Source organism: Burkholderia sp. AU28863, assembly GCF_002223195.1.
Lineage (GTDB): Bacteria > Pseudomonadota > Gammaproteobacteria > Burkholderiales > Burkholderiaceae > Burkholderia > Burkholderia sola.
The window spans coordinates 474,032-487,446 of sequence record NZ_NKFE01000008.1; the positions used below are offsets into that span (position 1 = coordinate 474,032).

General features: G+C 64.3%; 10 protein-coding genes and 1 pseudogene. 5 read left to right on the top strand and 6 right to left on the bottom strand.

The genetic code is table 11. From position 1 onward, the window contains the following. Positions 1–33: 33 nt before the first annotated feature. From CFB81_RS31975 to CFB81_RS31990, 4 genes are all read right to left on the bottom strand, one after another. Entirely contained in the window at positions 34–1,221 is a 1,188-nt protein-coding gene (locus CFB81_RS31975) for an LLM class flavin-dependent oxidoreductase (protein ID WP_089437816.1), read from the bottom strand. Between the two features lie 79 nt (positions 1,222–1,300). Beyond that, positions 1,301–1,825, bottom strand: coding sequence for a c-type cytochrome (locus CFB81_RS31980; RefSeq protein WP_069616900.1), 525 nt, complete (start codon positions 1,823–1,825; stop codon positions 1,301–1,303). Further along, complete coding sequence (gene soxC, locus CFB81_RS31985) at positions 1,818–3,074, bottom strand: sulfite dehydrogenase (protein ID WP_179236131.1); 1,257 nt, start codon at positions 3,072–3,074, stop codon at positions 1,818–1,820. The genes CFB81_RS31980 and soxC overlap by 8 nt, the downstream gene beginning before the upstream one ends. 119 nt (positions 3,075–3,193) lie before the next feature. After that, positions 3,194–4,378: a porin gene (locus tag CFB81_RS31990; RefSeq protein ID WP_089437817.1), complete on the bottom strand. Its 1,185-nt coding sequence runs from the start codon at positions 4,376–4,378 to the stop codon at positions 3,194–3,196. A 491-nt stretch (positions 4,379–4,869) separates the two neighbouring features. On the opposite strand from CFB81_RS31990, the gene CFB81_RS31995 reads away from it, so the two are divergent. Further along, positions 4,870–5,214 carry a DUF3088 domain-containing protein gene (locus CFB81_RS31995; RefSeq protein ID WP_069616898.1) on the top strand — a complete coding sequence of 115 codons (345 nt, stop codon included), beginning with the start codon at positions 4,870–4,872 and terminating at the stop codon, positions 5,212–5,214. A gap of 51 nt (positions 5,215–5,265) precedes the next feature. After that, positions 5,266–6,285 carry an ABC transporter substrate-binding protein gene (locus CFB81_RS32000; protein WP_089437818.1) on the top strand — a complete coding sequence of 340 codons (1,020 nt, stop codon included), beginning with the start codon at positions 5,266–5,268 and terminating at the stop codon, positions 6,283–6,285. Positions 6,286–6,550: 265 nt separating this feature from the next. On the opposite strand, the gene CFB81_RS32005 is transcribed toward CFB81_RS32000, so the two are convergent. Then, on the bottom strand, positions 6,551–8,248 hold the full coding sequence (locus tag CFB81_RS32005; RefSeq protein WP_089437819.1) for a M4 family metallopeptidase: 1,698 nt from the start codon (positions 8,246–8,248) through the stop codon (positions 6,551–6,553). A gap of 726 nt (positions 8,249–8,974) precedes the next feature. On the opposite strand from CFB81_RS32005, the gene CFB81_RS32010 reads away from it, so the two are divergent. Beyond that, a complete protein-coding gene (locus tag CFB81_RS32010) occupies positions 8,975–10,375 on the top strand; it encodes an ISNCY family transposase (protein ID WP_089437820.1) in 1,401 nt (466 codons plus the stop codon). 247 nt (positions 10,376–10,622) lie between these two features. After that, a pseudogene (locus tag CFB81_RS32020) lies at positions 10,623–10,909 on the top strand (helix-turn-helix domain-containing protein); the annotation flags it as partial. Between the two features lie 209 nt (positions 10,910–11,118). Here CFB81_RS32020 and CFB81_RS32025 read toward each other — a convergent pair. Continuing rightward, positions 11,119–12,177, bottom strand: a complete 1,059-nt coding sequence (locus CFB81_RS32025) for a porin (protein WP_084044419.1) — start codon at positions 12,175–12,177, stop codon at positions 11,119–11,121. Positions 12,178–12,630: 453 nt separating this feature from the next. Here CFB81_RS32025 and CFB81_RS32030 point away from each other — a divergent pair, with 453 nt between their 5' ends. Further along, the gene (locus CFB81_RS32030) at positions 12,631–13,368 is read left to right on the top strand and encodes a helix-turn-helix transcriptional regulator (RefSeq protein WP_039350043.1); all 738 of its coding nucleotides are present in this window, start codon (positions 12,631–12,633) and stop codon (positions 13,366–13,368) included. Positions 13,369–13,415: the final 47 nt, after the last annotated feature.

The window sequence follows — 13,415 nt, forward strand, 5'->3', positions numbered from 1 at the left end:
GTGCCGCCGCGCCGGGTTGCAGCCCCGCGGACGTCAACGCCGCAAGCCGGCTTCGCGCAGCAGCGGCAGCACGCGCTCGCCGAAGAAGTCGAGATCGGGCTTGAAGTCGTAGAAGCTCAACTGGATGCCGTCGATGCCCGCGCGATGCAGCCGCACGAGGGTATCGGCGACTTCTTCAGGCGAGCCTGTGATCGAGATGTTGCCGCCGATCGCGCGCGCGGCGGCTTGCGCGCGCTGCTCGAAACCGCCGCGCCACGCGTGCGCGTCGCTGTCGAAGCGATGGAAGCTGCCTTCGTCCGCATGCGCGACGATGGCGTCGCGGTACGCGCGCGCTTCGGCCGCCGTCTCGCGGCAGATCACGAGCGGATTGAGCAGCGTGCGGATCGTGCGGCCGTGCGCGGCGGCGGCCGCCTTCACGCGTGCGGTATGCGCGGGCAGCGCATCGATCGCGCGCTCGGCGTCGGGGCCGGCCGGACTGGTGACGAACACGATGTCCGAATAGCGCGCGGCGAATGCGATGCCCGCATCGGAACCCGTCGCGTTGATGAGCAGCGGGCGGCCGTAGCGCGGTTTCGGTGTCACGAATGCGCCGCCCAGCCGCCAGCTCGACAGTTCGGGCGTGTAGCTGAAATTATCCGGTTGCGCCCACAACTGCTGGACCGCATCGAGGAATTCGGCAGCCATCTCGTAGCGCCGGTCGTGTTCGATCCGGTTCCAGCCGAACATCTCGTGCTCGATCGCGCGGTGGCCGGTCACCACGTTGATGCCCCAGCGCCCGCGCGAGATGTGGTCGAGCGTCGCGGTGAACTTCGCGAAATGCAGCGGATGCCACGGCCCGTAGAGCACGTGGCTCGTCGCGACGAGGATGATCCGCTCGGTGCGCGCGGTGAGCGCGGCCAGCGTCATGAACGAGTCGAGCGCGTGGCCGTCGAACACGCCGCCGTAGCCGCCTTTCGGCAACCATTGCGACAGCGCGAACACGAGATCGAAGCCGAGCGCTTCGGCTCGGGCCACGAGATCGGCGTTGTAGTCGAACGTCCAGTCGGTCGAGCGCGGCAGCGTCGATGCGCTCCATCCGCCGGCCTGGATCGGCAGGAACAGCCCGAGCATCAACGGCTGCGCGAGCGTGCGCGATACGGGGCTGTCGGGGAAATCCGCCGGCGAACGAACGTCGACGAACGGCGACGGCGCAAGCGGGGCGGTGACGGAGGGATCGCTCATTACGGGGTCCTTGCTGAAAGGGGCGACGCGATGCGCATGGGTGTGCGGCCCGATGCGGCGGCAAGCGGCGCGGCGTGCGTCATAGCCTGCCCGGCCTCGGGTCGGGCACGAAGCCGTCGCGGTTCGGCATCTGTACGCGCGGCAGCGTGCGCGCGTCGAGCCGGGCGTCGCCGGGCACGATGCCGTTCAGGTGGAGGACGTACGCGGTGACCGCATAGACGTCGTCCGCGCTCAGCGATTGCGGCGCGTTGTACGGCATCGCCCGGCGAATGTAGTCGAATAGCGTCGTCGCGTACGGCCAGTAGCTGCCGACGGTCTTTCTGGGCTTCGTGCTCGCGAGCGAGCCGATGCCGCCGACGAGCGGATCGCCGACGCCGCCTTCGCCGCCGGCGCCGTGACACATCGCGCATTTTTCGGCGAACACGTGAGCGCCGCGTGCGACCGTGCCCGCGCCGGGCGGCAGGCCGCTGCCGTCCGGCGCGATGTCGATGTCCCACGCGGCGAGCGCCGCGCGATCGATTGGCCGGCCCAGGTCGAAACCGGCACCGAACGCGCTCGTCGTCATCGCGCAGGCCGCCAGCAGGCAAGCGAGCGGCTTACGCATTGCGCACCTCGCCGTCGGCGCCGACGCGCCAGTTCTGGATGCCGTTGTAGTGGTACTGCGAGTTCAGGCCGCGCGCGGCGACAAGCGCGTCGCGGGTCGGCTGCACGTAGCCCGTCTCGTCGGTCGCGCGGCTTTGCAGGTCGGCCGGCTCGCCGCGCCATACCCAGTCGGCCTCGAAACGCGTCAGCGCGCGGTCGCGTACGTCGCCGGCGAGCCGGGCGGGCCGCCACGTGCGGCCGCCGTCGGTCGACACGTCGACGGCGCGAATCCGGCCGCGGCCCGACCACGCGTAGCCGCTGATCGGGTAATAGCCGTGCGCGGCGAGCCGGTGGCCGGCCGACGGCCGTGTGATCACCGACTTCGCATCCATCTCGAACACGAACTGGCGTGCGCAGCCGTCGGGCAGCAGATTCGTGTATTTCGACGTTTCCTCGCGCGTCATCTCCGGCGCACGCACCAGCTTCAGCCGCCGCAGCCACTTGATGTTCGTGTTGCCTTCGAAACCCGGCACGATCAGCCGCACCGGGTAACCGTTCTCCGGGCGCAGCCGCTCGCCGTTCTGTGCATAGACGACCAGCGCGCGCTCGAGGAGCCGGTCGAGCGGCAGGCTGCGCGTCATTGCCGCGCCATCCGCGCCTTCGGCGAGCAGCCAGCATGCATCGGGATCGATGCCGGTTTCGTCGAGCAGCGTCGACAGCCGGACGCCCGTCCATTCGCAGCACGACAGCAACCCATGCGTGAACTGAACCGGCAGCCCGCTCGGGCCGTTCCATTCGCTGCCGGTGTTGCCCGAGCACTCGAGGAAGTGGATCCGCGATTCGGACGGAAAGCGCAGCAGGTCGTCGAGCGTGAAGACGCGCGGCTCGCGCACGAGGCCGTGCACGACGACGCGATGGCGCTGCGCATCGATGTCGGGCACGCCCGCATGATGACGCTCGTAGACCAGCCCGTTCGGCGTGATGTCGCCGAACAGGTCGGCGAGCGGCGTCATCGACGAGCCGGAACCGGGTAGCGCAGGGGTACGGGCGCTGCGACGGATCACGTCGCGTTCGTGCTCCGCCGGCAGGCCGTACGGTGGCGACAGCAGCGGTGCGCCGGGCGTGCGCGTCCACGGCGGTACGTCGAGCGGCTGGCTCGCGAGCGCGCCGCTGGCGGGCAGCATCGCGGCCGCCCAGCCGCCGGCGAGCTGGCGCAGCGCCGCGCGCCGGCCGCTGCGCGGCGATCGGGGAGGAAAACGGGAATCGGTCATGGTCGAACGCATGTCGCGCGCGGGGAAACGATCATTCTCGGCAACCGGGCGCGGCGCGGCAAACAACGATTCCCGCTTTGCTTATCGTGCCCGTTGCGCGACGCCCGGTGTGCGTGCCGTCAGAACTTCACGCGCAGCCCGCTGACGAACGCGAGCTGGCGGTTCGTCGACGACGCGCTGCCGATGTTCGAGATCGCCGCGATCTTGCGATAGCCGCCCGGCGTCGAGGTGCTCGCATCGCCGGCCGCGAGCTGGTAGATGCCCGACACGTAGATATCGGTGCGCTTCGACAACGCATAGTCGAACCCGAGCGTGAACTGATGCCAGCGCGGCTTCAGCGTCTGGCCGCTCGTGCCCGGCAGGCCGCTCGCGCGCCCGTCGGTGAACGTATAGACCCCGATCAGCGTCGCCGCCGGCGTGAGCTGGTAGCGCGCATTCACGTCGTAGTTGTTGAACTTGCGCGACGAACCGTCGAGATAATCGAGCTGCGTGTGGCTCCACGCGAAGCCGAGCGTCGCGCGGCCGAGCACGTAGTTCGCGCCTGCCGCGCCGATCTGCTGCTTCAGTACACCGCCGTTCAGCCCGTAGAAGAACGCGCCGCTGTAGTCGTTGCCGGTGGTCGAGGTCGCGCCGCCCACCGCGCCGCTCGTATTCGACGCCGCATTCGGATGATTGAACCGCACATAGCCGCCGCCGATCGACAGCGGGCCGTTCACGTAGTTCGCCGATGCGCCCCACGCGTTGTTGTTCGAGAATCCGGTGCCCGCGCCGCCATTGGCCTGGTTGCTGAATGCGTAGAGCAGGTCGGCCGTGAAGCCGGCGATCGTGTCGCTGCGGAACTTCACCGCGTTGTTCAGCCGGAAGCTCTGGTTCAGGTTGTCGTTGTCGCCCACGTGCGTGGCCGGAGACCAGAACCCCGCCCCCGAGTACGGCGCGACGAGATCGGTGATCGGCTCGTACTGACGGCCGAACGTCAACGTGCCGAGCCCTTTCTTGCCGAGGCCCACGTACGCGGACCGGCCGAACAGCCGGCCGCCCTGGCCGAGCCCGCCGTCGCTCGGCCGGAACCCGCTTTCCAGCGTGAAGACCGCCTGCAGGCCGCCGCCGAGATCCTCCGCGCCTTTGAGGCCCCAGCGGCTGCCGCTCAGCTTGCCGCTCGTCTGCTGGATGTTGCTCGCGCCGCCCTGGTTGTTCGTATACGCGATGCCGGCGTCGACCACCCCGTACAACGTTACCGAACTCTGCGCATGCGCGCCGACCGAACCGATCGAAACCAAACCCAGTACCACCGTTTTTTTGATCATGACCAACCTCTGTTTTTATCAGTACGTTTGCGAGGATCACGATGCTATTGACGACGGACGCGCCGATGAACGGCCGATCCGTGGTTTGTAAATCGCTGAGCGGCCGATTTGTAATGTGCATTGCCGCCGGCCCGGCAGGTGTGCTGCGATTGCGTCCGGCACGCCTGCTGCGGCGAACGCATCGTGCGGACAGCGAACGTCGTTCGCCGGAAACCCGTTGAGGCGGTCATATCGATCGATGAAATCGTTCGATGTGCGTAGTACACGTCGTTCGCATGACGATGCGTTTACGCAACGGCCCGCTAGGCGACGACGGGCCGATGCGCTATGCGCGTTCGCATATCGATTCCGCAAAACGTTGGTAGGGCCGGGCGAAGCGCGACGGTAGAGTCTGACATCCGGCCGCTGGCCGGCATGCGTCGGGAACAGCAGGGCGCGCGGGTGCGCGCGCTTCCCGACCGGGGCAATCAACGAGAAAGGAGCCGTTTGACATGAGTCGAGATGTACTGTTTCTGCTGGCACCGGGCTTTGCCGATCCGAAGCATCCGGGCCAGCGCTTCGTCTGCCCGCATGGACTGCCGATCGAAGGGCTGCTCGCGAGCGCGCCCGATCTCGCCAAGCGTATCGACGTGAAGCGCGTCGGTTTCGAGCGGCCGCGGCCCGCTGTGATCGACGCGCTCGACGACGCGCACCAGGGCCTGCCGGTGCTCGTGCTGGGCCGCGACCAGCCCGCGCCGGACGACGCGCAGACGCTCGGCGACGTGCGCTTCGTCGCCGACGCGCGCCGCATTCTCGAATTGCTGGCCGAACGCCACGGCTTTCCGGCGCTGCATTGACGCGGCGGTTTCGCTTTCCATCCGGTTCCATCCGATCGCCAGGAGCATCCGATGTCGTCAATGTCGGCGGTACGTCGCCGCCTGCTGCTAGCCGGCGCCGCAGTCGCGGCGCATCCATTGGCTGCGTTTGCCGTGCCGGACGCCGATGCCGATCTCGCCGGCACGACGTTGCGCGTCGCGACCTACAAGGGCGGCTGGCGCGCGCTGCTGCATGCGGCCGGGCTCGACAACACGCCATACCGGATCGACTGGCGCGAGTTGAACAACGGCGTGCTGCACATCGAGGCGCTCAATGCGGATGCACTCGATATCGGTTCGGGTAGCGAAATTCCCGCCGTGTTCGCCGCGCGCCAGAAAGCCAATGTGAGATTCATCTCGCGCGTGCGCGAAGACCTGAACAACCAGGTCACGCTCGCGCGCAAGGACACGCCGATCCGCAGCATCGCGGATCTGAAGGGCAAGCGCGTCGGCTACGTGCGCGCGACGACGTCGCACTATTTCCTGTATCGACAACTGGCGGAAGCCGGCCTCAGCTTCGACGACATCCAGCCGATCAACCTGTCGCCGACCGACGGGTTGTCCGCGTACGATCGCGGCGACATCGACGCATGGGCGATTTACGGCTACAACGGCCAGCTCGCGCGCAACCGCTACGGCGCCCGCGTGCTCAAGACGGGAAAGGGTTATCTGTCGGGCAATTTCCCGGTGTATGCGAATCCGCGCACGCTCGACGATGCGCGTCGCCGCGCGGCGACCGGTGATTTGCTGCTGCGGTTCCGGCGTGCGTATGCGTGGGCGAACGGGCATTTTCGCGACTACGCTATCGCGCAGAATCATGAGACGCGTGTGCCGGTTGCCGATCTCGTCGCGATGTTCGACCAGCGCAGCGAAGACTACGCGCTGCTGCCGGTGACGCCCGACGTGGTCGCGCAGCACCAGCAGGTCGCGGACGTGTTTGCGCGCATCGGTGTGCTGGACGGGCCGGCGCGTGTCGCGCCGTTGTGGGATACGTCGTTCAATCCGACGGTGGCGGCGAGTGATGCGCTGAAGCGGAAAGCGCTTGCCGGTTAGGGGCGAAGCTGATTGCGTCGGAAGACATAGGCCTGGCGGCGGACCGTTGACGAAGGAATCTCCCGGAGCCTGGAGCATGCGCGGTCCCGGGGGCGGGCGTCTGACGGCAAGAACACACAGTCCACCGACCGCCTGCATGCGCAGGCGGTCGGTCGGCACGTTCCCGTCATTTATCCGAGCGCCGCGTGACCACGACCGAATCGCTTTCCTCCGAAGCGAAGCACCATCACGCGGCCTCTGGCGTTCGACGGATCCGCAAGCGCCGTCAATTCACCCCGACAGCACTCCATGCGCGCGCGACCGTCGCGCTTTCGGCCGAGTTCGCGCCGTACAGGTCGTTCGCCGCCTGGATCGACGCACGCCGGGCGTTCGGGTAGCTCGAGTTGGCGTTCAGGTACACGGTGAGCGTCCGGTACCAGATCTTGCCGGCCTTGTCGCGACCCAGCCCGCTGAACGTCGTGTCGCCGTTGCAGACCAGTTGCGCTCTCGACAGGCCGGTGTCGGTCGACGGCACCGACGGCCCTTCCGACAGCAGGTAGAAGAAGCGGTTGCCAACCCCCGACGTGAAGTGCGGATCGTGGCGCGGATTCGACCACGAGAAGCCGCCCGACGGGTAGCAGCTGAACGACCGGCCGTCGAGATCCTGCTTGTACATCTTGCGCAGGCCGCCGCTCACCACGCGCGCGCCGATCACGTAGTTGCCGGGATCGTTGGGGTTGTTCGCGTAGAACTTCACGAGCGTGCCGAAAATGTCGGACGTCGCCTCGTTCAGGCCGCCCGCGTCGCCCGAATAGTTCAGGTTGGCGGTGGCTTCGGTCACGCCATGACTCATCTCGTGCCCGGCGACGTCGACCGACACCACGGGTTTCGGCAGGCGCGTGCCCGGTTCGCCGTCGCCGTACGCCATCACGCGCGACGACAGCCATGCCGCGTTCGCGCCGGTCGTGCCGCTGCCGGTATTGAACACCACGTGAGCGTAGCTTCTCACGCCGCGACCGTCGTTGAAGATGCCGTTGCGATTGTGCGCGGTCTTGTAGTAGTCCCAAGTCAACGCGAGCCCGTAGTCGATGTCTGCCGCAACCGTCTGCCGGTCGGTGGTCGTGTTGTTGCCCCACACGTTCGTGCTGCTCGTGAAGATCGGCAGGTCGGTCGCTTGCTCGACCTCGTCCGAACTCAGGCCGCGGCCATCGTAGACCGAGCCGCCGCCGCGGCCCGGATCGAGCATCCGGTATGCGTTCGTGCCGGTCTGGTCCGTCGTGAGCGTCAGGTTGCCGTAGTACAGCGAACGGCCGGTGCCGGTCGCGGCGGCGGTCTTGATCAGGTCCTGTGCGTCGAGCACGGCGCCGGTGCGGGCGTCGACGTAGTACAGCACGGCGTCGCCGTGCGTGTCGGTCGACTTGCCGTAGACGCGTACCGCATAGGCCAGCGTCGGCGTGACGTCGCGGGCGAACACGACGAGTTCCGGGTCATCGACGCGGCGCACGTCGGAGTTGAAGCGCGCGGCCGCGATGTGTCTGGCCCGCGTCGCGCCTACGTCGGGTGCGTTGCGTACCACGGCGCGGTTGCCGACCTTGCCGATCGTGCCGGCGAGATTGATCGGTGCGAGCTGCGTCACGCTTGCCTGCTTCAACTGCCCGTTGCGCGAATGGACGACCACGTCGCCGCCGATCACGGGCAGGCCCGCGTGGAAGCGATCGAAGCGCACGTGCTCGGTGCCGTCGGGATCGACGATCACGTCACGCACCTGGAACTGGTCGCCGTCGGTTGGGGCGCCTGCTTGCGGTCCGGCGAACTTCAACGTGCGTGCCGCGCCGCTGGCCGCCACGCTGAAGGTGGTCGGGTTCTGCTGGATCAGTTGCAGCGCCTTGTCGACCGCGGCCGGCTGGTCGCCGGCCTGCGCAAAAGCGCTGAGACTCGCGACGGTAATCGCGGTGATGGGCAGCAGTCGAGACAGTTTCTTCATGTAATTCCCCAGGTTATGAGTGGGTTTGTTCGAGGAATGCATCAAGTGATGACTTTTAAACAAGACATGTCGCGAACAGCAGGGGGATGCTAGGAGGTGATTTTTATAATTACAAGATATTTTCTTTGTTATTAATTTTTCATATCGTTGCCGTTAATCAAGTCGGGATTTGGTGAGGAATTTGAAATGATCGTGTCGATGGCGATAACGGGGCGATGTCTCTACGGCGTGTCACCGCGACGCTTTGCGGCTTTATCGTCGTGGCAGGATTGTAAGGAGTGCGGGCGATGAGATCTCGAGTTAAGTGGATGGTCGAGATCATTTTTTATTGAATATTGATTTCGATTGTTGATGATCCGCGTGCCGTAAAATCAATTTTTTATGCTTTTGATATCTTCTGGTTGTGACGTGGAGTCATTAAATGTCGATGGGCGTCGGCGAGCGAGGATCGCATGACAACTACGGGAGGTGATTCGGGGGATCTTGCTGATCGCTCACGGCGATGTTCGAGCCTTGGCGGACCGTAGGGCCGCAGACTGCGTGCGGACGGTACTTATGTCGATGTAAATTGACATAATGCGTGTTATCAACGTCAAATCGTGTGGCAGCCATATCCTAATGTCGTGTTCTGGCTATTTACAGATGTCGTGTTTTTGACTGCTGGCATGCTGGACGGCTCGTTGAGCAAGCGCGGGAGCCGACCATGCAGCCAGCCGGATTGGTGACATGGTGACACTGACGATGCGAGAGCTTGATCGACTCAAGGTGATCCAGGCCGTGGTGGATATGGGTTTGAAGCCCGGGCGTGCAGCCGAACGGCTGGGCCTGAGCGTGCGCCAGGTAGAACGGCTGGTCATCCGGTATCGCGAGCACGGACCTGGCGGCGTCGCTTCGGGCCGTCGTGGCCGGCCAGGCAACCGCAAGCTCGACGACGGGCTCGCGTTACGCGCCTTGACCATTATTCGAGAGCGCTACGCCGATTTTGGGCCGACGCTGGCCTGCGAGAAGCTCTGGGAGTGTCACGGCATTCGGCTGGCCAAGGAGACGGTCAGGAAGCTGATGACAGACGCAGGTTTGTGGATTCCGCGCCGGCAGCGTCCGCCGAAGGTCTACCAGCCGCGAGCGCGCCGGGCGTGTCTGGGTGAACTGATCCAGATCGACGGCTGCGATCATCGGTGGTTCGAGGAACGAGCGCCGGCCTGCACGCTGCTGGTGTACGTGGACGACGCGACGAGCCGGCTGATGGTGCTGCACTTCACGCAGACCGAATCGACGTTCAGCTACTTCGAGGCCACGCGAATGTATCTGGAGCGCTACGGCAAGCCGGTGGCGTTCTACAGCGACAAGTACAGCGTGTTCCGCAATACGAGCGCCAGCAAGACCGGCCAGAGCGTGACGCACTTCGGCCGGGCGATGTACGAACTGAACATCGACACGTTCTGTGCGAACAGCAGCTCGGCCAAGGGGCGCGTCGAGCGGGCCCACCTGACGCTGCAGGATCGGCTGGTCAAGGAGATGCGACTGCGCGGCATCAACACGGTAGCGGATGCCAACGCTTATGCGCCCTCCTTCATCGCCACGTATAACGCGCGCTTCGCGAAGCCGCCGCGCAGCGGCTTTGATGCGCATCGGCCGCTGCGATCCGACGAGGATCTGGACCGGCTGCTGACCTGGCGTGAGACACGCCGGGTGACGAAGGCGTTGACGGTGCAGTACGACCGGGTGCTGTACCTGCTGGACGATACGCCAGGGAATCGAGCGTGGATACATCGCGACGTCGAGGTGTGGGAGTACCCGGATGGTCGGATTGAAATCCGAGCAGCCGGTCAGATACTGGCAGCTCAGTCCTATGACCGGCTGGCTGAGGTCGACCAAGGCGCAATCGTGGACCACAAGCGGCTGAGTCACGCGTTGCAGGTGGCGCAAGCGTTTCAGGCGCAGCGCGACAGCCGGCGGATCGGCACCGCGCCGTCGCGAACGCATCGCGGGCTGCCGGTGCGGGCAAATGAAGCGCAACCCGGCACGAAGAAACCCCGCCGGTTCACGGTGGCTGACATGGAAACGGCGATTCTGGAAGTTGCGTCAAAAGCAGAAACTGAGCGGCGGTCTGCGAAGGCCCGCGGGTGAACGTCAGCGCCCTGCTGCTTCAGACTCGGCGCTTCAACGTTCAATGATGGAAAGGCCGATGAAACATGCGACATCTGAATTTAGCTGGCGCTACGACATCTGAATCCGGGTATGACATTGTTGTAAGAGCAAAGTTGTAATGTCGCATCTGGGCAAAGTTGAAATGTCGTAGCTCGAGGGTTTCGGCGCATGCTGGCGGCGGTTCGAACTGCCGGAGCGCATCGTGGGCCAACCTAGACTGATCACCATGAGCATGCGGGAGCTGGATCGTCTGAAGGTCGTGGAAGCTGTGATCGAGCAGCGTCTGATGCCTTGGCGGGCCGCGGAGCGGCTCGGGATCAGTCGACGGCAGATTGAACGGCTGGTCGCCCGGTATCGGGCTGCTGGCCCGCCCGGACTGGCTTCGCGCAAGCGTGGCGTCCCGGTAATCGGCGGCTGGACGCTGATCTGGCCGATCGGGCACTGTCGATCATCCGTGATCGCTACGCCGATTTCGGGCCGACGCTGGCCTGCGAGAAGCTGTATGAGTGCCACGTCCTGGCGCGCCATCGAGACCAACCATACCTTCACTTTGAAGGGGTATATCGGGCTGTCCGGCACGGTGGCGCGGGGAATCTTGAATATCCCGACCAGCCCGACCGCTGCCTTGGGCGTATCGGTGCGGGCACCGAGTTCGATCAGCCGCCACACGACATCCCAGTCGGCGCCCCACGCTGTTCGCCATCGTTCTCGGCCCGCAACCGTCAGAACTTGTGCCGAATGCCGATCCGCGCTGCGGTCTGAAAACTCGTGCTGGACGGCGATCCGAGCGCAGCCTCGATTTGAGCGCCGTGTGCATGATCGTGCGCGAGCGCGCCAACGAAATAAACGTCCGTTCGCTTGGAAATGAAGTAGTCCGCACCGATGGTTATCTGATTCGCGCTGCCAACCCCGTTGTTACGCTGTTGAAACTGGAACCCTGCTCCGAGCGAAATATCGGGCCTGACAAAGTATGTCATGCCGCCGTCATAGGTCAGCGCCCGAGCCTGGGTCCCGCTGCTCAGCTGGACATCGGTCACTACGCCGAATATCTGGGCTTTCCCCAGGCTGTAAGTTGCGCCACCGGCGTACTCGGTCAAATTCGCGGAAGTCGTCGCGTTATGCTGCTTGAAATACGACAGCGATGCGGCAAGCCCGCCTTGGCTGTAGTTCAGCAGAAAATTCATCGAACTGTTGGTGCCCAACGAGCCGGCGACATTGCCGAAACCATACATGGCGCCGACACTGAAACCCGAAATCGTGGGCGACAGATACTTCACCGAGTTATTGATGTTGTCGCCCCACAGTCGGTTATCGAGCGTATACCCGCCAGCCGCATACGCCGGGATTCCCCAGCCCAAAATACCCGCCGCCGTGTTGCCCGCAATCGAGTATGCCGGGAAAATATCACCGATGAAGTCGTATTGCCGCCCGAGCGTCAGCGTGCCGAAGCGCCCGTCAAGGCCGACGAAGGCTGCGCGATTGAACAACAGCCCGCTCTGCGCCAACGCGCCGTTGGAAAGTTGAAAACCGCTTTCGAGCGTGAAGATCGCCTTAAGCCCGCCACCCAGATCCTCTTTACCCGTCAGCCCCCAACGATCTCCCTGCGAGGACCCAGACGTAAACTGCACGAGCGCACCATGTCCCGTGCTCGATTTCGCATTGTTCGTGTACGTGATGCCGGCATCCACCAGCCCGTACAGCGTCACTGACGACTGCGCATGTGCCACGCCACACCCAACCGCGGCGCACACCACCATGCTTCGCTTGATGACCGTATTCATATCGCTTTCCTAATTTTATGGCGTAGTTTTCGTTGACGAAATGACTGAGGAAAACGTCCCGCCGGAAATGCGTCGGAATCGTTTGGTCAATGGGCAGGCGTCTCCGGGTAATTCTCCAGCTCGCCTCTACAACGAACAGGCTCAGCACGTCCGCTTCCCACTGTGCGTCTACTCTATGAGCCGCGTTTTTTGAGCCCCATCGTTAGAAATGTCGACAGGGACATTCCGGACTGAGCCTGCGCTCACGAAATTCAGGCCCCGCGCGAGCGTCCCATCCGATCCGCAATAGGCAGTGCACCTGACTGCGGCATGAATACAACGGACGGACAGAGGCAGCGAAGTTCGTTGCTGATCAGGATTTTTTGCGCTGCTATGCTTGGTGTGTAATGCGAACCAGTCTTTCAAGGCTGTCACGCATGCTGTCTCCTGATTCTTCCCACCGATGAGGCACCCTTGAAGCCACAAGTTCACGATCTCACGCTCGACGAACTCCGACTTTTCGGCGACATCATCGGACGGCTCGAAGAGCTCGGACCGATCGTGGATGTCAGGCGCGTCGTTTTGTCAGACTTGACCCGGCTGCTGCGATCCGATTTCTGCGTCTCCTACAACTGGGATGCCGAAAAAGGAACCTATGTCGACCCGATTGCGGTCAACGTCGATTCGGATCACGTGCGTCGTTATACGAGCTGGTACCAGCACAATGACCCGATGACGGCGCAACTCTGCAAGCTGCGCAGGGCCACGTTGGTGGAGGAAGTGATGGACCGGCCTGCACTGGAGAAAAGCGAGTTCTACAACGAGTTTCTCGCGCAGGACGGTTTGCATCACGGGATCAACGTGTTTGTCTTCGACGGCGAACGCCAGCTCAGCGATCTGAGAATCTGGCGAACGAGGAATCGGCCTGAGTTCGAGATGCGCGACAAACTCGTGCTCGATGCGATCGAACCGTTCCTTTGCCGCGCGATCAAACGTCGGGCAGGCAGCGCAACGGGACTCACGGACCGTGAGAGCGAGATCGCGCAGCTGGTCGCAAAGGGTTGTACCGATCAGGATATCGGCCGTCTTCTCTGCATCAGCCTGTCGACCGTGCGCACCCATTTGCGGCGGATCATGGACAAGAAGGGATTCTCCAACCGCGCGGAGCTTGCTGCCTGCGTCGCCGCGGCCGTCACGACCGCGCCGTCGTGACGATTGAACGGCGCGGTCGACGGCCACGTACGCACGATGAGACGAAT

Excerpts from the sequence above, each read along its gene's own strand:
- CFB81_RS31995 (WP_069616898.1), top strand. The coding sequence starts at position 4,870 with ATGAGTCGAGATGTACTGTTTCTGCTGGCACCGGGCTTTGCCGATCCG.
- CFB81_RS32005 (WP_089437819.1), bottom strand. The coding sequence starts at position 8,248 with ATGAAGAAACTGTCTCGACTGCTGCCCATCACCGCGATTACCGTCGCG.
- CFB81_RS32000 (WP_089437818.1), top strand. The coding sequence starts at position 5,266 with ATGTCGTCAATGTCGGCGGTACGTCGCCGCCTGCTGCTAGCCGGCGCC.
- CFB81_RS31975 (WP_089437816.1), bottom strand. The coding sequence starts at position 1,221 with ATGAGCGATCCCTCCGTCACCGCCCCGCTTGCGCCGTCGCCGTTCGTC.
- CFB81_RS32025 (WP_084044419.1), bottom strand. The coding sequence starts at position 12,177 with ATGAATACGGTCATCAAGCGAAGCATGGTGGTGTGCGCCGCGGTTGGG.
- soxC (WP_179236131.1), bottom strand. The coding sequence starts at position 3,074 with ATGACCGATTCCCGTTTTCCTCCCCGATCGCCGCGCAGCGGCCGGCGC.
- CFB81_RS31980 (WP_069616900.1), bottom strand. The coding sequence starts at position 1,825 with ATGCGTAAGCCGCTCGCTTGCCTGCTGGCGGCCTGCGCGATGACGACG.
- CFB81_RS31990 (WP_089437817.1), bottom strand. The coding sequence starts at position 4,378 with ATGATCAAAAAAACGGTGGTACTGGGTTTGGTTTCGATCGGTTCGGTC.
- CFB81_RS32010 (WP_089437820.1), top strand. The coding sequence starts at position 8,975 with ATGGTGACACTGACGATGCGAGAGCTTGATCGACTCAAGGTGATCCAG.